At 71.7% G+C, this 20,682-nt stretch carries 17 protein-coding genes; 11 read left to right on the top strand and 6 right to left on the bottom strand.

The annotated features are described in order from the left end of the window. Positions 1-50 precede the first annotated feature (50 nt). The 10 genes from J4H92_RS01940 (at position 51) to J4H92_RS01895 (ending at position 9,887) form a co-directional block, all read left to right on the top strand. The gene (locus J4H92_RS01940) at positions 51-329 is read left to right on the top strand and encodes an exodeoxyribonuclease VII small subunit (RefSeq protein WP_208095358.1); all 279 of its coding nucleotides are present in this window, start codon (positions 51-53) and stop codon (positions 327-329) included. Continuing rightward, complete coding sequence (locus J4H92_RS01935) at positions 326-1,036, top strand: DUF4245 family protein (RefSeq protein ID WP_208095356.1); 711 nt, start codon at positions 326-328, stop codon at positions 1,034-1,036. The genes J4H92_RS01940 and J4H92_RS01935 overlap by 4 nt, the downstream gene beginning before the upstream one ends. Further along, positions 1,033-1,710 carry a carbonic anhydrase gene (locus tag J4H92_RS01930; protein ID WP_208095354.1) on the top strand — a complete coding sequence of 226 codons (678 nt, stop codon included), beginning with the start codon at positions 1,033-1,035 and terminating at the stop codon, positions 1,708-1,710. The genes J4H92_RS01935 and J4H92_RS01930 overlap by 4 nt, the downstream gene beginning before the upstream one ends. A 118-nt stretch (positions 1,711-1,828) precedes the next feature. Continuing rightward, complete coding sequence (locus J4H92_RS01925; RefSeq protein WP_208095352.1) at positions 1,829-3,235, top strand: aspartate ammonia-lyase; 1,407 nt, start codon at positions 1,829-1,831, stop codon at positions 3,233-3,235. A 72-nt stretch (positions 3,236-3,307) separates the two neighbouring features. Beyond that, positions 3,308-4,066 (top strand): SGNH/GDSL hydrolase family protein, encoded by a 759-nt coding sequence (locus J4H92_RS01920; RefSeq protein ID WP_208095350.1) that lies wholly within the window; start codon positions 3,308-3,310, stop codon positions 4,064-4,066. A gap of 146 nt (positions 4,067-4,212) precedes the next feature. Then, a complete protein-coding gene (glsA, locus tag J4H92_RS01915; RefSeq protein WP_208095348.1) occupies positions 4,213-6,039 on the top strand; it encodes a glutaminase A in 1,827 nt (608 codons plus the stop codon). Between the two features lie 186 nt (positions 6,040-6,225). After that, complete coding sequence (locus J4H92_RS01910) at positions 6,226-6,882, top strand: ABC transporter permease (RefSeq protein ID WP_243751878.1); 657 nt, start codon at positions 6,226-6,228, stop codon at positions 6,880-6,882. After that, on the top strand, positions 6,879-8,066 hold the full coding sequence (locus tag J4H92_RS01905; protein WP_208095346.1) for an ABC transporter ATP-binding protein: 1,188 nt from the start codon (positions 6,879-6,881) through the stop codon (positions 8,064-8,066). Before J4H92_RS01910 ends, J4H92_RS01905 begins: the two co-directional genes overlap by 4 nt. Next, positions 8,063-8,839 carry an ABC transporter permease gene (locus tag J4H92_RS01900; protein ID WP_208095345.1) on the top strand — a complete coding sequence of 259 codons (777 nt, stop codon included), beginning with the start codon at positions 8,063-8,065 and terminating at the stop codon, positions 8,837-8,839. The genes J4H92_RS01905 and J4H92_RS01900 overlap by 4 nt, the downstream gene beginning before the upstream one ends. Before the next feature lie 100 nt (positions 8,840-8,939). Continuing rightward, on the top strand, positions 8,940-9,887 hold the full coding sequence (locus J4H92_RS01895) for a glycine betaine ABC transporter substrate-binding protein (protein ID WP_208095342.1): 948 nt from the start codon (positions 8,940-8,942) through the stop codon (positions 9,885-9,887). Between the two features lie 102 nt (positions 9,888-9,989). Here J4H92_RS01895 and J4H92_RS01890 read toward each other — a convergent pair whose 3' ends face one another. From J4H92_RS01890 to J4H92_RS01880, 3 genes are all read right to left on the bottom strand, one after another. Next, positions 9,990-11,471 (bottom strand): asparagine synthase-related protein, encoded by a 1,482-nt coding sequence (locus tag J4H92_RS01890; protein ID WP_243751877.1) that lies wholly within the window; start codon positions 11,469-11,471, stop codon positions 9,990-9,992. A gap of 176 nt (positions 11,472-11,647) precedes the next feature. After that, complete coding sequence (locus J4H92_RS01885; protein ID WP_208095338.1) at positions 11,648-12,874, bottom strand: acyl-CoA dehydrogenase family protein; 1,227 nt, start codon at positions 12,872-12,874, stop codon at positions 11,648-11,650. Positions 12,875-13,017: 143 nt separating this feature from the next. After that, positions 13,018-14,361 (bottom strand): RNA 5'-3' helicase PhoH2, encoded by a 1,344-nt coding sequence (locus J4H92_RS01880; RefSeq protein WP_208095470.1) that lies wholly within the window; start codon positions 14,359-14,361, stop codon positions 13,018-13,020. A gap of 544 nt (positions 14,362-14,905) precedes the next feature. On the opposite strand from J4H92_RS01880, the gene J4H92_RS01875 reads away from it, so the two are divergent. Beyond that, complete coding sequence (locus J4H92_RS01875) at positions 14,906-15,940, top strand: hypothetical protein (RefSeq protein WP_208095336.1); 1,035 nt, start codon at positions 14,906-14,908, stop codon at positions 15,938-15,940. A gap of 166 nt (positions 15,941-16,106) precedes the next feature. On the opposite strand, the gene pip is transcribed toward J4H92_RS01875, so the two are convergent. The 3 genes from pip to J4H92_RS01860 form a co-directional block, all read right to left on the bottom strand. Further along, entirely contained in the window at positions 16,107-17,114 is a 1,008-nt protein-coding gene (pip, locus tag J4H92_RS01870) for a prolyl aminopeptidase (protein ID WP_208095335.1), read from the bottom strand. A gap of 78 nt (positions 17,115-17,192) precedes the next feature. After that, on the bottom strand, positions 17,193-19,223 hold the full coding sequence (locus tag J4H92_RS01865) for an acyl-CoA dehydrogenase family protein (RefSeq protein WP_208095333.1): 2,031 nt from the start codon (positions 19,221-19,223) through the stop codon (positions 17,193-17,195). A 309-nt stretch (positions 19,224-19,532) separates the two neighbouring features. Then, entirely contained in the window at positions 19,533-20,657 is a 1,125-nt protein-coding gene (locus J4H92_RS01860; RefSeq protein ID WP_208095469.1) for a UDP-N-acetylmuramate dehydrogenase, read from the bottom strand. Positions 20,658-20,682: the final 25 nt, after the last annotated feature.

The raw sequence follows: 20,682 nt of genomic DNA, 5'->3' as shown, positions 1-20,682 counted from the left end.
CGCCCGCGGGCGCCCTGCCGGCTCCCGCGCCAGCGGGTAGGATTGGGCGCATGGCAGAAACCGCTGCGATCGACACCGCGTCCCTCGGCTACGAGCAGGCGCGCGACGAGCTGATCGAGGTCGTGAACCGCTTGGAGCAGGGAGGCGCCACCCTCGAGGAGTCGCTGAAGCTCTGGGAGCGCGGCGAGGCCCTGGCGGCGCGCTGCGAGGAGTGGCTGCTCGGCGCGCGCAAACGGCTGGAGGCGGCCCGGGCCGGGACCGGGGCCGGGAGCGCGGACGGCACAGCCGAGCCCGCGGATCCGACGGCCGAGGGCGATCGCCCGGCATGACAGGCACGCAGAGACCGCCGGTCGTCGTCGCCGAGCTCGGCCGCCCGGAGACGCCCGCGGAGACCGCCGCGCGCAAGGCCGAGAACAGCCGTCTCTACCGGCAGCGCAAGACCGTCAACAACCTCGTCTTCTCGCTCATCGTCACCGTGGCGCTCTCGATCGTGATCGTGCTGGTCGTGCCGCGCGGTACGGACACCTGGAGCCGGCACGCCGTCGACGTCCCCGCGGCGGCATCCGCGGCGGCGGCGTCCGCCTCGCGCACGCTCGTCGCGCCCGAGGTGCCGGAGGGCTGGCTGGCCAAGCAGGCGGAGGTGCGCTCGGCTCCGAGCGGCGACATCCGCTACTGGTACATCGGCTACACCACGGCGAACGGCGCCTACGCCGCGGTGGTGCAGGCCTTCACCGAGACGGCGGCGCCGGTCGACGACACCTGGATCGCGCAGCAGCTCGAGGCCCAGACCCCGACCGGCGCGGAGCGGATCGGCGGTCTCGACTGGACCGTGTACGACCATCCGGAGCGCAACCCCGACGAGGCGAACATGATCTTCGGACTCGAGACCCGCGTCGGCGACGAGGCCGTGCTCGTCTACGGCACGGACGCCCCGGGCGAGCTCCGAGCGCTGGCCGCGGAAGTGTCCGACCGGCTGGACGCGTCCGCACCGGCCGGAGCGGACGAAGCAGAAGCAGAAGCAGAGGAGACCCCGTGAGCACAGGAACCCGCGTCACCCCGCAGCAGGCCTGGGACGCGTTCATCGCGGGCAACGAGCGGTTCGTCAGCGGCGACTCCCACCACCCCAACCAGGATGTCGGACGGCGCACGGAACTGGTCAACACCCAGACCCCCGACATCGCCCTCTTCGGATGCTCGGACTCGCGGCTCGCCGCGGAGATCATCTTCGACTGCGGCCTCGGGGATCTCTTCATCGCCCGGAACATGGGCCACGTGGTCGCCGAGTCGATCGTCGCGTCGATGGAGTACGCGGTGACCGCACTCGGCTCAGCGCTCATCGTCGTGCTCGCTCACGACTCCTGCGGCGCGGTCGCGGCGGCGATCGACCAGTCGGGCCGCGAGCCCTCACCCGTCACCGCCGCGGTGCAGAACACCCTGGCCCCGATCCAGCCCGCCGTGCAGCAGCTCTGGCACCGCCGGCACCACGACACGCCCTACGCCGACGCGGCCCTCATCGACGCGAACGCGGTGGGGAGGATCCACCTCGCCGCCACGGTGAACGAGCTGCTCCGAGGATCCCGCGCCATCAGCGACGCGGTCGATCGCGGGCGGCTCGGCGTCGTCGGCTGCCAGTACCGGCTCACCGAGGGTCGCGCGGTGCCGTACACGGCGGTCGGCCCGCTCGACATCGCGCTCACCGCGCTCGACTGAACCGCGACCGGATCCTGAACCACAACCCGGACCCCGAGCCTGTCGAAGGGGACGCAACGATCCCAGTCCCCTGCGACAGGCTCAGGGGGCGCCGCCATCACAGGAAGCAAGGAAGACAGTGACCGAAGAGATCGAATACCGCATCGAGCACGACACGATGGGCGAGGTGCGGGTGCCCAAGAACGCCCTCTACGCCGCGCAGACGCAGCGCGCCGTGGAGAACTTCCCCATCTCGGGCACCGGGCTCGAGCCCGCCCAGATCGTGGCCCTCGCGCGCATCAAGCGGGCCGCCGCGATCGCCAACAAGGAGCTGGGGATCCTCGAGGGCGGCATCGCCGATGCCATCGTCTCCGCCGCCGACGAGGTGATCGACGGCGCCCACCACGATCAGTTCCCCGTCGACACCTACCAGACCGGCTCCGGCACCTCGTCGAACATGAACACGAACGAGGTGCTCGCCACGCTCGCCTCGAAGCACCTCGGCGCGCCCGTGCATCCGAACGATCACGTCAACGCCTCGCAGTCGTCGAACGACGTGTTCCCCACCTCCGTGCACATCGCGGTGACGGGCGCGCTGCTCGAGCAGCTGATCCCGGCGCTCGGTCACCTGGCGGAGGCGTTCGAGGCGAAGGCCGAGCTGTGGAAGAGCGCGGTGAAGCCGGGACGCACCCACCTGATGGACGCGACGCCCGTCACCCTCGGTCAGGAGTTCGGCGGCTACGCCGCGCAGATCCGCTACGGCATCGAACGGATCGAGGCGGCCCTGCCGCGCGTCGCCGAGGTGCCCCAGGGCGGCACCGCGGTCGGCACCGGCATCAATACGCCGCTCGGCTTCCCCGAGAAGGTCATCGCCGAGATCGCGGCGTCGAGCGGGCTGCCCATCACCGAGGCGCGCAACCACTTCGAGGCGCAGGCCAATCGCGACGGGCTGGTCGAGGCCTCCGGCGCGCTGCGCACGATCGCGGTGTCGCTCACCAAGATCAACAACGACCTCCGGTGGATGGGCTCCGGCCCGAACACCGGGCTCGGCGAGCTGCACATCCCGGACCTGCAGCCCGGATCCTCGATCATGCCGGGCAAGGTCAACCCGGTCGTTCCCGAGGCCGTGCTGATGGTCGCCGCGCGCGTCATCGGCAACGACGCCACCATCGCCTGGGCCGGCGCCTCGGGCTCCTTCGAGCTCAACGTGCAGATCCCGGTGATCGGCACCGCACTGCTGGAGTCGATCCGCCTGCTCGCGAACGCCTCCCGCGTGCTCGCCGACAAGACGGTCGACGGCCTGCAGGCGAACCTCGAGCGCGCCGCCGCGCTCGCCGGCATGAGCCCCTCGACGGTCACCCCGCTCAACCGTCTGATCGGCTACGAGGCGGCCGCGAAGATCGCGAAGCACTCCGTGGCCAAGGGCATCACGGTGCGCGAGGCGGTCGTGGACCTCGGCTACGTGCAGCGCGGCGAGGTGAGCGAGGCCGACCTCGACCAGGCGCTCGACCTGCTCTCGATGACGCATCCCGGCGTGGCGAAGTAGGTGGCGCCGCCGACGACGCAGCCGCCGTCGGCCCCCGGAGGCGCCTCCGTCCCCGGTCCGAGCGACGCGCGCATGCCCCGCGGCGAGGTCGCCGCGGGGCTGCTCGCGCTCGTCCGCGTGTCGACCTGGCAGCTCGCGCGGCGCGCCGGCTGGGGGCGCCTCTTCGCCTGGGCCGATCGCCCCGCCCAGGCGCTCATCCCGACGCAGGGTCCGAGCGCGGCCTGGTGGCAGCAGCGCCGCCAGCTGATCCGCGACTTCCACTACCTCGCGCTCGGCGATTCGACCGCGCAGGGCATCGGGGCCTCCGCTCCCGGGCGCAGCTACGTCGGCCAGCTCGTCCACCGGATCGAGGCACGGCTCGGCGCCCCGATCCGCGTGACGAACCTCGCCGTCTCCGGCGCCACCTCGCAGCAGTGCGCGACGGAGCAGATCCCGCGCGCGGCGGGGGCGCTGCGAACCGCGCCGCAGCTCGTCACCGTCGCGATCGGCGCCAACGACATCGCGAACTGGGATCCGGTGCGCTTCCACCGCAGCCTCAGCAGCATCCTCGCCGCGCTTCCCGCGCACACGATCGTCGCCGAGCTGCCCTGCTTCCACCTGCCCTGGAACGATCGCAAGGTCCACGAGGCGAACCGGATCCTGCATCGCATCGCGGGCGCGCGGGGACTGAGCGTCGCCCCCCTCTACGCGGCGACGCGCGCGCGGAGCCTGCCCGGCATCCTCACGGAGTTCGCGGCGGACGCCTTCCACCCCAATGATCGCGGCTACGAGGTGTGGGCCGACGCCTTCTGGCCGTGGGTGTCACGGCGACTCGAGCCGCTGTCGGATTGATCCGTCCCGGCCGCCGAGCAGACCTGCCCGATCCGAGGGTCGCCGCGGGCCGTGTCGACGAACGGCCCGAGATCGTCGACACGGACGCGAGGGACGTCTGATCGTCACCGCCGCGTCATGCCCGGTGTTCAGATAGTCTCACCCCTATGCAGTCGCCGATCCTCGAATATCTGCGCCGGGTGCACGCCGACCTCGCCCGGCTGGAGGAGGGCGCGCCCTACTCCGCCGGTCGCACGGACGCCCTCGCCGCCCCCGACGACACGGACGCCGCCGGGGACTTCGGCATCGCCCTCGCCACCGTCGACGGCTACGTCTACGAGGTCGGGGCGACCGCGAAGGAGTTCTCGCTGCACTCCATCTCCAAGCCGCTGAGCTACGGGCTCGCCCTCACCGATCACGGCTTCGACGCGGTCGACGCCAAGGTCGACGTCGAGCCCTCGGGAGAGGCGTTCCACGAACTCTCCTTCGGCGGCGCCGGCGGCCGCCCGGCGAACGCCATGATCAACGCCGGGGCGCTCGCGGTGGCCTCCCTCCTCAAGGGCTCGGGCGGCCGCTCCGCGATCCGGCGCATCGAGGAGCACTACTCCCTCTTCGCCGGCCGGCCGCTCGGAAGCAACGGACGCGTGTTCCGCACCGAGCTCGCCAACAGCGACCGGAACCACGGCCTCGCCTATCTGCTGAGCTCGGCGGGCGTGATCGACGGCGACCCCACGCGAGCGCTGGAGACGTACCTCAGGCAGTGCGCGATCCAGGTGACCTGCCGCGACCTGGCGATGATGGCCGCGACCCTCGCCAACGGCGGCACCAATCCGGTGACCGGTGCCGAGGCGCTCGGACTCGACGCCGTGGAACGGGTGCTGTCGGTCATGATGACGTCCGGCATGTACGACGACGCGGGCGACTGGGTGGCGAGCGTCGGCATGCCGGCGAAATCCGGCGTGGGCGGCGGGATCATCGCCGTGCTCCCCGGCCAGGCCGGTCTCGCCGTCTACTCCCCGCCGCTCGACCGGCACGGGAACAGCGTGCGCGGGGTGGCCACCTGCCGGCGCATCTCGCGCGACATGGAGATGCACTTCGTGCGATCCGCCCGCGCGGGTCAGTCGGCGATCCGCTCCAGCGGAACGATCGACCGGGAGCCGTCGACCACCCGCCGGACCGAGGAGGCCGCCGCGGCGCTGGCCGAGCACGGCCACCGGGCCGCGGTCGTCCGCCTCACCGGCGACCTCTTCTTCGCCGGGACCGAATCGGTGGTCCGCGAGCTGAGCGGCCTGCCGCGCGAGGTCGAGTGGATCATCGTGGACGTGCGCGACGTCGACGAGATCAGCCGCCTCGCCACCATGATGCTGGCGGAGCTGCGGCGCGGCCTCGCCGAGCAGGGGCGCGCACTCGTGCTCGTCGACCCGGACGGCCGGCTCGACCCCGCCTTCGCCGACGGCGAGGTGCCCCGCTTCGCCACGAGGGACCGGGCCGTCGCCCACTGCGAGGATCTGCTCCTCGAACGGTACGGCGCGGCCGGGGCCCGACCGGACTCGGTGCCCGTGGTGGCGTCTCCCGCGCTGGCGCTGCTGGGCGACACCGACACGCGGCGCATCGCCGCGCTCATGGAGCGCCACTCCTTCGCGGACGGCGACGTGGTGCGCCGGGTCGGCCAGCGCTTCGGCGGCGTGTTCTTCATCCTCTCCGGCGCCGTCGGCATCACCGCGGTCGACGCCGACGGCACCCGGGTGCGGCTCAGCACGCTCACCGCGGGCATGACCTTCGGAGATCTGGCGCTCGGCGACGACGACCGCCAGGAGACCACCGCGAAGGCGGAGGGCCGGGTGGAGGTGATGGTGCTGCGAGCCGATGCGATCGAGGATCTCGAGCGGGACGATCCGGCACTGGCGGTGCAGCTCTGGCGCGCGCTCGCCCGCGACGCCTACTTCAGAATGGACCTCGACGCCCGTTCGGAGGCGGCCCGCATGCGACGCTGAGGCGGATCGCGAGCGGTCATCCTGCCGACGGTCGCGGGCGGATCGCGAGCGACCGGCCTGCGACGTCGAGCGCCCTCCGAGCGCCCCGCCGCCGCGCGCTCCGATGTGACGACCGGGCGGATTTCTCGTAGGCTGGACGGGTGCCTTGCGCCGAGACCACGCCCTGAAACCCGCCCCTCATGACGATTGGAGCACGCGATCGAGTTCATCGAGTTCCTCGTCAAACGCAGCGACGACATGCTCGAGATGGGTCTCGGGCATGCCGCGGTCGTCGGGATCTCGGTCGTACTCGCCTCCGTCATCGGCATCTCGCTCGGCTTCCTCACCTACCGGAGCGAGCGGGCCCGCGGCTTCGTCCTGGCGCTGACCGGCGCGATGCTGACCATCCCGTCGTTCGCCCTCTTCATCCTGCTGCTGGGCCCGCTCGGGCTGGGCGCGCAGCCGGTCATCGTCGCGCTGACGATGTACGGCCTGATGCCGATCGTGCGCAACACGGTGGCGGGGCTGAACAACGTCGATCCGGCGGTCATCGAGTCGGCCCGGGGCGTCGGCCTGAGCCGCTGGCAGCGGCTGCTCCGCATCGAGCTGCCGCTCGCCTGGCCGGTCATCATCACGGGCATCCGGGTGACCACGCTCACGCTGCTCGGCATCGCCGCGATCGGCGCCATCGTGAACGGGCCGGGCTACGGCGAGTTCATCTTCACCGGTCTGGCCCGGGTCGGCACGCCGGTCGCCGTCGACCTCGTGCTGGCGGGGACCCTGGGCGTCGTGATCCTCGCGATCCTCTTCGACGTCCTCTTCCACATCGTCCGCCGCCTGACCACTTCCAAGGGGATCCGATGACCGCAACCCAGGACCAGCCCGCCCCGGTCATGATCCGGCTGGAGGGCGTCACCAAGCGCTACCCCGGGCAGAGCCGTGATGCGGTGGAGCATCTCGACCTCGAGATCCGGCGGGGCGAGATCGTGGTGTTCGTGGGCCCGTCCGGCTGCGGCAAGACCACGACCATGAAGATGATCAACCGGATCATCGAGCCCACCTCGGGCCGGATCCTGCTCGACGGCGAGGACGTCACCCGGACGAACCCCGATCAGCTCCGGCGGCGCATCGGCTACGTGATCCAGCAGATCGGCCTCTTCCCGCATCTCACCATCGGCGAGAACATCGCGACGGTGCCCAAGCTGCTCGGCTGGAAGAGGGACCGCATCGCCGCGCGCGTCGACGAACTGCTGAGAGTCGTCGGCATGCCCCCCGAGGAGTACCGCGACCGCTACCCGAAGCAGCTCTCGGGCGGGCAGCAGCAGCGGATCGGGGTGGCCCGCGCCCTCGGCGCCGACCCGGACGTGCTGCTGATGGACGAGCCCTTCGGCGCGATCGACCCCATCACCCGGGACCGGCTGCAGAACCAGCTGCTGCGCCTGCAGGCCGAGCTGCACAAGACGATCGTCTTCGTCACCCACGACATCGACGAGGCGATCAAACTCGGCGACCGCATCGTGATCCTGCAGGAGGGATCTCGGATCGCCCAGTACGACACCCCGGAGCAGATCCTCACCGCGCCCGCGAACGACTTCGTGGTGGACTTCGTCGGCCGGGGGGCCTCGCTCAAGCGGCTGAACCTGACGCGCCTCTCCGAGATCCCGCTGCGGCAGTGGCCGACGATCCCGGTCGGGGAGACCCCCGCCCGGGCGCTCGAGCTCCTCCGCTCGGTCGAGGAGGGAGCGCTGCTCGTGCTCGACCCGGAGCGCCGCCCCCTGCGCTGGGTGATGGCCGACGATCTGCGCAGAGGCGGCGAGCGCGGACTCGCCGGCATCGGGGTCAGCGCCGCGGGCACGGTCGAGCCGCACGCCACCCTCGCCGATGCGCTGAACGAGCTCATCACGGCCCGGTACAGCGCCATCGCCGTCACCGACGGCGACGGGGTCTACCTGGGGGTCGCCGATTTCGATCAGATCCAGGAGGCGATCCACGATATGCGGGCCGCCGCGGTCAGCGAGTCGCGCGCCGGGCTGGTGAGCGGGGGATGAGCACCGTCGCGGCTCAGTCCGCCGCCGCCCCGGTGCGCGAGCCGCGCAGATCGTCCTGGGCCAGGTACCTCACCATGCCGCTGGTCCTCGCCGCGGTGTGCCTCGCGCTCTTCGTCGCCGTCTCGAATCAGACGCTCGACACCATCGAAGCGCGCGCCCTCGCGCCGGAACGGCTGAGCGGCGCCATCTGGCAGCACATCCAGCTGGCCGGCGTCTCCACCCTCTTCACGCTCGTCATCGCGGTGCCGCTCGGGATCCTGCTCAGCCGCCCGTTCTCGCGCGGCTTCCGGCCCTACCTGATCACCCTGCTGACCCTCGGGCAGGCGGTGCCCACGATCGCGATCCTCGTACTGCTCGCGGTCGCCTTCCTCTTCGTCGGCTTCGAAGCCGCGATCGTCGGCCTGGTCCTGTACGCGATCGTCCCCGTGCTGCTCAACACGATCGTCGGCCTCGAGCAGGTCGACGCCTCGGTGCTGGAGGCCGGCCGCGGCATGGGCATGTCCCGGCTCACCGTGCTCGGGCGGATCGAGCTGCCCCTCGCGGTGCCCGTGATCCTCGCCGGCATCCGCACCGCCCTCGTCATCAACGTCGGCACGGCGACCCTCGCCACGTACATCAACGCGGGCGGGCTCGGCGACATCATCGTGGCCGGGCTCTCCACGAACCGCGTCATCGTGCAGCTCGTCGGCGCGGTGCTCACCGCCGTGCTCGCGCTCGCCATCGACTACCTCGCCGGAATCGCCGAGGACCTGCTCCGCCCGCGCGGTCTCTAGCGCAGCGCCCCGCCATCCCCCTCAGCGGCGAGGACGCCGTCGGCCGGCACCCGCCCCGTCCAGATCCATCCGCCACCAGTAACACGAACAGGAGAACACGATGAAGACATCGCGCAAGACGACCGCCCTCGCCGCCGCGGGGGTCGGGCTCGCCCTCGCCCTCACCGCGTGCGGCGGAGGATCCGACGGGGACTCCACGAACGGCGCCGCGGGCGACGGGGAACTCGCCGGCACCACGATCACGGTGGGCTCCAAGGAGTTCACCGAGTCCCATGTGCTCGGACAGATCACCGCCCTCGCGCTCGAGAACGCGGGAGCGGAGATCGTGGATCAGACCGGCATCTCGGGCAGCGCCACCGTGCGCGAGGCGCTGGAGACCGGCGAGATCGATATCTACTGGGACTACACCGGCACGGCCTGGGTCAACTACCTCGGCAACACGACCGAGGATCTGCCCGAGGATCTGCACGCGGCGGTCGCCGAGGCGGACGCCGCCAACGGCATCGCCTGGCTGGAGCCCGCGAACTTCGAGAACGCCTACCGCATCGCGGTGAAGTCCGACTTCGCCGCGGAGCACGGTCTCGCGACGATGAGCGACGCGGCCGCCTACGGCGATGGCGCGGGGGCCGAGACCAGCCTCTGCGCCGCGAGCGAGTTCATCAACCGGGATGACGGCCTGCCCGGGCTCGAGGAGGCCTACGGCATCGACTTCTCCCCGCTCTCGGAGCTGGACCTGAACCTGATCTACACCCAGATCGGCGAGTCCTGCAACTTCGGCGAGGTGTTCTCGACCGATGCCCGGATCATCACGAACGATCTGACCGTGCTCGAGGACGATCAGAGCTTCTTCGTCGAGTACGCCGGGCTCGTCACGCTGCGCCAGGAGACGCTGGACGAGCACCCGATCATCGCCGAGATCCTCGCCCCGATCAGCACGGCCCTGACCAACGAGGTCGTCACCGCGCTGAACGGCCAGGTCGACAACGACGGCGAGGAGCCCCGCGACGTCGCCGAGGCGTGGCTGCAGGAGAACGGCTTCATCTCCTAGACGTGCATCGCCCCGTCGCCCCGAAGTGCCCCTTGCCCTCTTCCGAAGGGGCACTTCGGGGCGAATCGCTCTCACATCGGTTCCGGGGCGACCTCGTGCACCCTAAGCCTCGATGAAGCGGCCCACGTTCCGCGCGGCGTCGATGCCGGGCAGCGCGGCGGCGAATATGCGGTAGTAGGCGAGCTCCTCGCGCGTGCGCAGCGGCGGCGCGACGCGGGAGGATTCGCGCTGAAGATCCTCGGCCTCCACGAGCGCGCCGTAGTGCTCTCGCAGCACCGTGTTCATCCCGGTGCCCTGACCGAACTGCTCCTTGCGGCGCCAGAGCACGCCGTCCGGCAGCCAGCCGTCGAACGCGCGCCGAAGCAGCCACTTCGCCGGGCGGCCCTCCCGCAGCATCTTCCACTCCGGGGGAATGGCCATCGCCAGCTCGACGAAATCGAGATCGAGGAACGGCATGCGCGGCTCGACGCCGTGGGCCGCGGCCACGCGATCGACCCGCTGGAGACCGCCGATGTGCATGCCGGCGAGCGTCTCCACCAGTTCCCCGTGCAGCTCGTCGCCCGACTCGTGCAGGCCGAAATGCGTGTAGCCGGCGAACAGCTCGTCCGCTCCCTCCCCCGCCAGCACGACCTCGACGTGCTCGGCGGCGAGCTCGGCGACCAGGTGGTGCGGCACGGCGCTGTGCACCAGGGTCGGGTCGAACGACTCGAGCTCGGAGATCACGCGCGGCACCAGGGCGATCGCGTCCTCGGCCGTGTAGATCAGCTCGTGATGGTCCGTGCCGACGTGCTCCGCCACCTCCCGGGCGGCCAGCAGATCCCGGCTGCCCGCCATGCCGACCGCGAAGCTGGGCAGGCAGCTCCCCCGCTCACGCACGATCCGCGCCGCGATGGCGGTGACGATGCTGGAGTCCACACCGCCGGAGAGCAGCACTCCGGCCGGAGCCGCCACGTCGAGGCTCTGCGAGACCGCCCGGACGAGGGTCTCGCGCAGGGCGTCGAACACCCACTCGGGCGGATCCTCCCGGGGATCCCGGCTCGCCAGCAGCACGGGGCCGGAACCGGGCAGCGCCGGCCCCTCGACGAGCCCCGTCCCGGGGGTCCAGACGTGCCCCGGCGGGAACGGCTCGACGTCCGCCCGCCAGTCCTCGTCGAACGCCTTGAGCTCCGAGGCGAAGAGCACCGTCTCCCCGCGGCGCGCCCAGTACAGCGGGGCGATGCCGAGCACGTCGCGGGCGGCCGCGAAGCGCCCGTCGGAGCCCGCGATCACCAGCGCGAACGCGCCCCAGAGCTGTTCGAACGCTCCGGCCCCCTCGCGGACGAAGAGTCTCAGCGCCGCATCGAGGTCGGAGACGTCGCCGCGGGCGCCGCCGTCCGCCTCGAGGCCCAGCCGATCCCGGATGCGGCGATGATTGTAGATCTGGCCGTCGCCGGCCAGCCAGAGCTGTGCGTCGCCGTCGATCGTCCCGGTCATCGGCGACGCGTCGGGGGCGACGATCGCGAGCCGTTGCGTGCCGAGCCACCACCCGTCCCCTCGACGGACCTCCCCGCCGTCCGGTCCCCGGTGCCGCATGCGCTCCAGCATGCGCGCTCCCCGCTCGTCATCGAATGGTCCGTGTGCAGCGACGATCGCTGACATGTCCGATCAACCCCTTGCTCGTCGTGCGCCCGGCCGTTCCCGGTGCGCGCACTCAAGTGTCCCGCACCGGGAGTCGTTTTGCCGAGACCGGTGCGGGACACCGGCCTGGGAGCCGCCGGGATTCAGCCGGGGTCGGCGGCGAGCGATCCCCGCACGGTGCGGGCGAGCGCACGGGAGCTCGAGGGGTGGAAGAGGCCCGCCAGCACGTCGCGGTAGAGGCGGGCGAGCTCGCCGTCGGCGTCGTAGGCGGCGGCGCCGACCAGCCGCATCGCCGTATCGACCGTGCGGCGCGCCTCGTCGGTCACCCGGTTGCGGGCCGCGGCGAGCGCGAGGAACCAGTCCGCGCGCTCGCGCACGGCGTCGACGTCGCGTGCGAGCACGGCGAGGGCGTCGAGACTCGCCCGGTGGTCGAGCACCGCGTCGCTCAGGCGAGCGGCGACGTCGGGGTCGTCCAGCCGGATCCCCTCGCGGCCGTCGGGGGTCGGCGCGGAACGATTCGCGGCCTCGGTCGCGAGCTCCAGCGCGCGATCCGCGATCCCCGCGTAGACCGCCGCGGTCAGCAGCGAGAACGACGAGAAGATCGCCAGGATCAACGGATCGCTGCCGTCGTACGGAGCGATCCGCGCGGCCACGTCGTCCTCGGCGATCCGGACGCCGTCCAGTGCGGTGGTGAGGCTCTGGGTGGCGCGCATCCCGAGCGGGTTCCACGTGCCCGGGTGCGAGATGGCGCCCTCCGCGAGCACCCCGCCGTCGCGTCTGACGAAGCCGAAGACGAGGTGCGGATCCCCACCCCCGGAGCCGACGCCCGCCGCGCCCTCCGCACCTGCCGAAGGGCGCGGGGGATCCCAGCGGGCGTGCACGCCGAGGCGGGTCCACACCGGCGAGAGCGTCGTGAAGATCTTGGTGCCGCTGACGCGGTAGCCCGCCCCCTCCCCCAGGCGCTCGGCGGAGGATCCCGCGTCCATCAGGACGGCCTCGTTGCCGGCCTCCGAGATGCCGAAGGCGAACACCTCGCCCCGCACCGCGTCGCGCAGCACCCAGTCGAGGCGGTCATCGCCGCGGTCGTGGAGGAAGCGCGCCACCTGCACCCAGACGAGATGCATGTTGACGCCGAGCGCGGTGGCGGGGGCGTGCGCGGCGAGGCGTCGCTGCGCGGCGAGCAGCTGCTCGAGCGAGAGTCCCGCTCCCCCAAGGGAGACCGGGACGGGCGCGGCGAGATAGCCGCGCCCGCGCAGCTCCGCGAGATCCTCGTCGAAGAAGACGTTCTGCGCGTCGTACCGCGGCGCCCGCGCCCGGAACCCCCGCAGCATCGACTCGGGCAGCAGATCCTCGGGGGTGCGCGCGCTCATCTTCCCAAGCCTACGCGCGTTCTCGCCGCCCATCGGCCCGGATCCTCCGCCCGATGGACCCGAATCGCCCGTTCAGCAGCTCGGAACGGGCGATTCGGATCCACTCGCGTCCGCGACATCCCGCGCAGCGCGGAAGCGCCCGATCAGTCGAGCATGTCGGTGACGAGCGCGGCGATCTCGCTGCGCTCCGAGCGGGTCAGGGTGACGTGTCCGAACAGCCGGTTGCCCTTCAGCTTCTCGATCACGGCGGCGATGCCGTCGTGCCGCCCGACGCGCAGGTTGTCCCGCTGCGCCACGTCGTGCGTCAGCACCACCCGGGAGTTCTGCCCGATGCGGCTCAGCATCGTGAGCAGCACGTTGCGCTCCAGCGACTGCGCCTCGTCGACGATCACGAAGGCGTCGTGCAGCGAGCGCCCGCGGATGTGCGTGAGGGGCAGCACCTCGACGATGCCGCGCGCCTCGATCTCCTCGAGCACGTTGGGGGACACGATCGAGCCGAGGGTGTCGAACACCGCCTGCCCCCAGGGGTTCATCTTCTCGTTCTGGTCGCCCGGCAGGTAGCCGAGCTCCTGACCGCCGACCGCGTAGAGCGGGCGGAAGACCATCACCTTGCGATGCTGCTGCCGCTCCAGCACCGCCTCGAGCCCCGCGGCGAGGGCGAGCGCCGACTTGCCGGTTCCGGCCCGGCCGCCGAGCGACACGATCCCGACCGAGGGATCGAGCAGCAGGTCGATCGCGAGGCGCTGCTCGGCGCTGCGACCGTGCAGCCCGAACGCCTCGCGGTCGCCCCGCACGAGCCGCAGCGATTCGGGGCCGTCGATCCGGCCCAGCGCGGAGCCCCGCGGCGAGCCGAGGATCAGTCCCGTGCCGAGCGGGAGCGACGCGGCGGCCGCGACGCCGTCGAGACGTTCGTCCTCCCACAGGACCGCCATCTCGTCCTCGCCGAGATCGAGCTCGGCGACGCCCGAGTACGAGTCGTCGCTCGCGAGCTCCGCCCGGTACTCCTCCGCCCCGAGCCCGAGGGCTGCGGCCTTCACGCGCATCGGGAGATCCTTCGACACGACGGACACGTCGAGCCCCTCGGCGGCGAGGTTCTGCGCCACCGCGAGGATCCTGGTGTCGTTGTCGCCGAGCCGCATGCCGCTCGGCAGGATCTCGGCGCTGGAGTGATTGAGCTCGACGCGGAGCGTGCCGCCCTGCTCCCCCACCGGCACCGGGAAGTCGAGCCGCAGGTGCTGCTCGCGGAGGGAGTCGAGCAGGCGCAGCGCGCGGCGGGCGAAATAGCCGATCTCGGGATCGTGGCGCTTCTTCTCGAGCTCGGTGATGACGACGACGGGCAGCACCACGGCGTGCTCCGCGAAGCGGAAGATCGCACCGGGATCGCTCAGCAGCACGGAGGTGTCGAGCACATAGGTGCGCTCCTGCTGCGGCAGCGCATCGTGGCCGCCGGAGGACTCGCGCGCCGCGCGCTCCGTCTCGTCGATGATGCCGGTGGGAATGATGCCGGTGTCGGTCTGCGGTCGCTCGGCCACGGTGACTCCTCACTATCCGGGTGTTCCGGATCAGCGAAGCGGCCGTTTCCTGCGAGGGGCCTGGCCGCCTCGATCGAGCGCTTTGCCCGATGCCACACACGCTACGCCCAGAGCCGATCCGCTCGCAGTACGACACGCGATCGCGAGATGAACGTTTTGTTACGTCGTGAACCACCAGTTACCGCTCGGTAACGTCGCCGACCCGGAGCCGACGTGGATTCACCGCGGAACCGACGCGGACCCGGCCGTCGGGGGGTATCTTGCGTGTCGGGGCACCCCTTTTGGCGTGACACCAGCGTACCCCCCGAACCGCAGCGTACTTCCGCAGCGTACTTCGGCACGCAGAACCCACCGCCGCACAGCACCGCCGCACATGCCCCACGCGGCACAGCTCCCCATGCCCCTCACCGAACGCCTCATACGCCCGGGCACCCCCGACTCGTCCACAGAAACCGGGGTTCGGCCGTCGGCGCGTCGTGAAGCGCGAGACTTCTGTGTCATGGATGGAAAAGGGCGACTCGGCGAACTCCGATCCAAGCTGCAGCACCGGCACCAGCTCGCGGCGGTCGGCCGCGCCCCCGCCGAACTGCGCCGCGCCGTGAAACGTGGCGAGCTGCTGCGGATCCTGCGGGGGTGGTACGTTGCAGGATCGCAGTGGCACGCGCTCTCATTCGAGGATCAGCACCGGATCCGCGCGCTCGCGGTGCACGCCAATGCCATCGGCCGCCCGGTCTTCTCTCACCACACAGCCGCGACGCTGCAATCCCTCCCCCTGCTGCGCTTCGCGGGAGAGCGGGTGCACCTCATCGCGGCGAATACGCGCAGCACGCCCCGCCGCACCCGCAGCGACACGAAGGAAGAGGTGCTTCCGCCGACGCGCGTGTCGCGCCACCGGTCCCCGATCCTGAAGAGCGAGATCGCCGAGACGACCGGGCTGCGCCACACCGATCTCATTCGCACGGTCCTCGACGTCGCACGGAGCTCATCCTTCGACGCCGGCCTGGTGTGCGCAGACGCGGGAATGCGGACCCTCATCAACACGCGGAGGATCGGGATCGAGGAGGCTCGCCGGGTCATGCTGGCGCGTCTCGAGGAACTCCCCCGATCCGCAGGGAAGGATCGCGCGAGACGCGTCACCGCCTTCGCGAGCCCCCTGGTCGAATCCCCTCTCGAGACGCTCTGCAGGTTGCAGCTCGCCCGACTCGGCATCGCGGTCAGGGAGCAGGTGGAGGTCGTCGGCTCGAGAGGCACCAGCTACCGGGTTGATATCGAGTTGCTCGGACACCGCACCTTTCTCGAGGCGGACGGCCGCAACAAGTATCTCGATCCGAAGCTCCGTGACGGCCGCACAGCGGAGGAAGTCGTGCTCGCCGAGAAGAGACGCGAGGACGAGATTCGCGCCGTGACTCAGTTCCGCATGATCCGCTGCCGCTGGAACGACTCGACGACGAGTGGGGCAATGCTCGACTTCCTGCGGGGTGCCGGTATCGATCCGCCTCGCCCGGACGGATCGGCTCGGCCTGACCTCTACTGATCGCGGCTTCCGCGGTTCGCCCTCGGCTGACCGCCGACCCCTTCGATTCTGCCCATCCGACACCATCGAAAAGTACGAAGCGCGTCGCGGGGCACGCTATCGCGGTCACCCAAGATACGCCACGAGCAACAACGTACCCTCGGCGCAAGGGCGCGGCCATCGCATCCTAAGCATCGGGCGGTGGAGCCACCGCGTCGGCCGCACGAGCAAGGCGGTCGGTGGCCCGGACGAGCGCATCCACGATGCCGGGTTCGCTCGCGGCGTGCCCCGCATCGGGGACCATCCGGAACTCCGCCTCGGGCCAGGCCCGGTGCAGATCCCAGGCCGTGCGGGGCGGCGTGCAGGCGTCGTAGCGGCCCTGCACGATCACCCCGGGGATCCCCGTGAGCCGCGCGGTCGCGTCGCGGATCAGCTGCCCCTCCTCGAGCCAGCCGCCGTGGGTGAAGAAGTGGTTCTCGATCCTGGCGAAGGCGACGGCCGCGGGTCGATCGGCTCTGGCGGCCGCGATCGCGGCGGCGTCGGGGACGAGGCGGACGGTCGAGTTCTCCCACACCGTCCAGGCCACGCCGGCGGGCACGTGGACGGCCGGGTCCGGATCGAAGAGGCGGCGGTGGTAGGCGGCGACGAGATCGCCCCGCTCGGCCTCGGGGATCTGCGCCAGGTACTCCTCCCAGGCGTCGGGGAAGAGCTGCGACGCGCCCTCCTGGTAGAACCAGTCGATCTCGCTGCGGCGCAGGGTGAAGATGCCGCGCAGCACGAGCGAGCTCACCCGCTCCGGGTGGGCCTGCGCGTAGGCGAGGGCCAGGGTCGAACCCCAGGATCCGCCGAACACCTGCCACCGCTCGATGCCGAGGTGGGCCCTCAGCCGCTCGATGTCGGCGACGAGGTGCCAGGTCGTGTTGGCCGACAGATCCGCGTCGGGGGCGCCGGCGTGCGGGGTGCTGCGCCCGCAGCCGCGCTGGTCGAAGAGGATGGTCCGGTATCTCTCGGGATCGTGGTAGCGGCGGTGGTCGGGCGTGCAGCCCCCGCCCGGGCCGCCGTGGAGGAACACCGCGGGCGCGCCGTCGGGATCGCCGCAGGCCTCCCAGTAGAGCTCCTGCCCGTCGCCGACGTCCAGCCTGCCGTGCTCGTAGGGCTCCGTCGGCGGATACAGCGTGCGCGGCGAGTCGGTCATGCACTCACTGTAGTGCGCGGCGGCGCCGACCGCCCCGCGCCCGCCCCGCACGTCCGGCGGTGGGCGTTCACGGGCGGATCAGGACCTCGCGCGCTTGCGCAGCTCCTTCTCGTGCACCGGACGCGTGCCGTCCGCGATCTGCGACTCCACGTGCCGCTGCGCCTCCGCCTGGCGCTCGGCCTCGATGCCCGTGGCGATCTCGGCGCGCAGCAGCTCGGGCCCCAGATCGAAGGCCTCGACGAGGTCGAGCGCGTGCTCCCTGATCCGGCCGACGAGGCGATCGATGTAGGCGCTGACCGCCTCGACCCTCGCCCCGGAGAGCCGCCCGTGGACGAGATACCAGGCGGCGTGCTTCTCGAGCAGGCGCAGCCCGAAGAGATCGCGCAGCCACGTCATCACCGTCAGCGTGTCGCCGCTGAAGGCCGCGAGCTCGGCGGTGAAGGCCTCCCACTGCAGCAGCTCCCCGTGGGCGCGCGCCGCCTCGATGAGCTTGGCCTGCTGCGCGTTGAACGCCGCGGCCCCGGCCGCGGCCCGCTCCTCCTTGGGCAGATCCTTCGTCGCCTCGCGCAGCGCCAGCGCCACATCCGCGACCATGGCCTGCACCCGCTCCGTCAGGAGCGCGCGCTGGGCCTCCGGGTTGCGCACGCTGTCGACCGAGCGCGAGACCTGCCCCAGATCGGAGAGGCTCTGGCCGATCCGCCGCAGCCCGAAGCGGGTCACACGCTCGCTGAACTGCTCCGCGGCGGCCCTCGCGAGCGCCGCCCGATCGCCGCCTGAGAACTGGGCCGCGTAGTCGCCGAGCAGCCGCTTGCCGACGAGCTGCAGCAGCACGTTGTTGTCGCCCTCGAAGGTGACGTAGATGTCGAGGTCGGCGCGCCAGCCGGTGAGGCGGTTCTTCGCCATGAATCCGGCGCCGCCGCAGGCCTCGCGGGCCTCCTGCAGGGTGTCGAGCGCGGCCCAGGTCGAGAGCGGTTTGAGCGCCGCCGCGAGCGTCTCGAGATCCTCGCGGTTCTCGTCGGTGTCTCCCGCTCCCGAGAACACCTCGTCGAAGGTCTCGAGCAGGCGGTGGTCGGCGAACTGCATGGCATAGGTCTCGGCGAGGCGCGGCAGCAGCCGGCGCTGGTACTGGCCGTAGTCGAGCAGCACGGTGTCGCGCCCGTCGGGGCCGGGGAACTGCCGGCGCTCGCTGCCGTAGCAGATCGCGATGGCCAGCGCGCCCTTCATCGCGCCCACCGCCGCGCCGTCGAGCGACACCCGCCCCTGCACGAGCGTGCCGATCATGGTGAAGAACCGGCGCCCCGGGCTCTCGATGTGCGAGGAGTAGGCGCCGTCGGGCGCCACGTCGCCGTAGCGGTTGAGCAGGTTCTGGCGCGGGATGCGCACCCGCGTGAAGTGCAGGCGCCCGTTGTCGATGCCGTTCAGTCCGCCCTTGACCCCGTCGTCCTCGGCGCCGACGCCGGGCAGCAGCTCGCCCTCGGGGGTGCGGATCGGCACGAAGAACGCGTGCACGCCGTGGTTCACCCCGCGGGTGATGAGCTGCGCGAAGACGACCGCGGCCCGCCCGTGCAGCGCCGCATTGCCGAGGTAGTCCTTCCAGGCCCCGGCGAAGGGGGTGTGGATCTCGAACGCCTGCGCCTCGGGGTCGTAGGTGGCCGTGGTCCCGAGGGAGTCGACGTCGGAGCCGTGCCCGATCTCGGTCATCGCGAAGACGCCGGGGAGCTCGAGGCTGATGATGTCGGGCAGCCACCGCTCGTGGTGCTCGCGCGTGCCCAGGTGCAGGATCGCGGCGCCGAACAGCCCCCACTGCACGCCGCTCTTGATCTGCAGCGACGGATCGGCGTAGACGAGCTCCTGGAAGGCGGCGATGTTGCCGCCGTGATTGTCGCCGCCGCCGAGGCCCTTCGGGAAGGCGCGCTGGATCGCTCCCTCCTCGACGAGGCCGCCGAGCTGCTCCAGGACCCGGGCGCGGTGATCCTCCATCGACTGGCCGGGGATGCCCTGGAATCTCGGCTGGGCGGCGACCCGCCGCCCCTCGACTCGCTCGTCCTTCCACTTTCCGTAGAGGGCGTCCCGGACGGACGCGACATCGATCCGCGGTGCGGTGCTCATGGGTGCTCCTTCGCCAACGAGTACGGTTCATCGTCAAGCTACGACAGAGCCGGCGGGGCTGCAAGCGTCGCGTCGCCCCCCGCCAGCGGCGGACGATCCAGCGACGCGCCTCTTTGTGCGCGCTCCACAAGGGGCGCCCCGCACCGGCACGTCCGCACGTCCTGCCCCCGGTCGCGACCCGCGATGATCCGGCGGCCGTGGGGCGCTCGGCACCCGATTCGGCCCCACTGCCGCCGGATCAGTGGGACTCGGAGGCGGTCGGAGGGCGATCGGCACACGGTCGGCCCCGGGCCGCACGGGGTCGGCCGATCACAGCTCCAAGCCGTAGAGGTTGGGCTCGGGCACCAGGATCACGCCGAACTCCGCCTGCACCCGCTGCACGACGTAGCGGGCGAGCTGGGCCACGTCGTCGGCGCTCGCCGCGCCGCGGTTGGTGATCGCGAGGGTGTGCTTCGAGGAGATCGCCGCGCCGGAGCCGGGGATGCGGAACCCCTTCGGGATCCCGGCGCGCTCGATCAGCCAGGCCGCGGAGAGCTTCATCCGGCGCGGGGGCGCGGTATCCGGCAGGCGGAGCGGCACGCCCGCCGCGAGCTCCTCGAAGCTCGTGACGGCGGGCGCGGGATCGGCGCCCGCGACGGGGAAGCGCGGCGCGCTGCTGGGCAGCGTGCGGACGAACGACTCGGAGACGATCGGATTGGTGAAGAACGAGCCGGCGCTCCACGTGTCGTGGTCCTGCTCGTCGAGGACCATGCCCTTCGAGGCGCGCAGCCGCAGCACGGTGCGGCGCAGCTCGCGCAGCGCGACGCGCTCGCCGATCGTGATGCCCAGGGCGTCGGCGAGCTGGCCGTAGCGCACCGGCGCGGAGAGCGGGTTCGGATGCTCCGGATCCGACCGGAGCACGAGATCGATCGACAGCACCACGCCCGCGAGACCGGCCTTGAGACGCGAATGCCGGTATCCCAGGTCGAGCGCCTCGGCCGGGAGGCGCACCACCTCCCCGCTGGCCGCGTCCAGGAACTCGATCGAGTGCAGCACGTCGCTCAGCTCGGCCCCGTAGGCTCCGATGTTCTGCACCGGCGCGGCGCCGACCCGCCCCGGGATCCCCGCCAGCGACTCGATCCCGGACCAGCCGCGCTCCACGCACTCGGCGACGAGCGCGTCCCAGTCGTGGCCGGCCTGCACCCGGAGCCGGATCCTCGACGCCGGATCCGGATCGTCGCCCGGCCCGTCGACGCTCTCGTCGACCCGCTCGATCCCCTCGCTGCGCAGCAGCAGCACGGCTCCGGGGAAGCCCGCGTCGGAGACGACCGTGTTGGATCCGCCGCCCAGCAGCAGCCAGTCCTCGCCCTCGTCCCAGAGCACCCGGGCGAGCCGGACGATCTCCTGGCCGGTACGCGCCACCAGCACCCGTTCCGCCGGCCCGCCGACGCGCATCGTCGTCAGCTCGGCGAGCGTCGGG

The organism is Leucobacter weissii (genome assembly GCF_017565745.1).
GTDB classification, from domain to species: domain Bacteria; phylum Actinomycetota; class Actinomycetes; order Actinomycetales; family Microbacteriaceae; genus Leucobacter; species Leucobacter weissii.
This window is presented reverse-complemented; position numbering and strand designations above follow the sequence as displayed.

Bases quoted from the DNA above. Each gene is read 5' to 3' on its own strand.
- J4H92_RS01940 (WP_208095358.1), top strand. From the start codon at position 51: ATGGCAGAAACCGCTGCGATCGACACCGCGTCCCTCGGCTACGAGCAG.
- J4H92_RS01935 (WP_208095356.1), top strand. From the start codon at position 326: ATGACAGGCACGCAGAGACCGCCGGTCGTCGTCGCCGAGCTCGGCCGC.
- J4H92_RS01920 (WP_208095350.1), top strand. From the start codon at position 3,308: ATGCCCCGCGGCGAGGTCGCCGCGGGGCTGCTCGCGCTCGTCCGCGTG.
- glsA (WP_208095348.1), top strand. From the start codon at position 4,213: ATGCAGTCGCCGATCCTCGAATATCTGCGCCGGGTGCACGCCGACCTC.
- J4H92_RS01905 (WP_208095346.1), top strand. From the start codon at position 6,879: ATGACCGCAACCCAGGACCAGCCCGCCCCGGTCATGATCCGGCTGGAG.
- J4H92_RS01900 (WP_208095345.1), top strand. From the start codon at position 8,063: ATGAGCACCGTCGCGGCTCAGTCCGCCGCCGCCCCGGTGCGCGAGCCG.
- J4H92_RS01895 (WP_208095342.1), top strand. From the start codon at position 8,940: ATGAAGACATCGCGCAAGACGACCGCCCTCGCCGCCGCGGGGGTCGGG.
- J4H92_RS01890 (WP_243751877.1), bottom strand. From the start codon at position 11,471: ATGCTGGAGCGCATGCGGCACCGGGGACCGGACGGCGGGGAGGTCCGT.
- J4H92_RS01885 (WP_208095338.1), bottom strand. From the start codon at position 12,874: ATGAGCGCGCGCACCCCCGAGGATCTGCTGCCCGAGTCGATGCTGCGG.
- J4H92_RS01875 (WP_208095336.1), top strand. From the start codon at position 14,906: ATGGATGGAAAAGGGCGACTCGGCGAACTCCGATCCAAGCTGCAGCAC.
- pip (WP_208095335.1), bottom strand. From the start codon at position 17,114: ATGACCGACTCGCCGCGCACGCTGTATCCGCCGACGGAGCCCTACGAG.
- J4H92_RS01865 (WP_208095333.1), bottom strand. From the start codon at position 19,223: ATGAGCACCGCACCGCGGATCGATGTCGCGTCCGTCCGGGACGCCCTC.
- J4H92_RS01860 (WP_208095469.1), bottom strand. From the start codon at position 20,657: ATGCGCGTCGGCGGGCCGGCGGAACGGGTGCTGGTGGCGCGTACCGGC.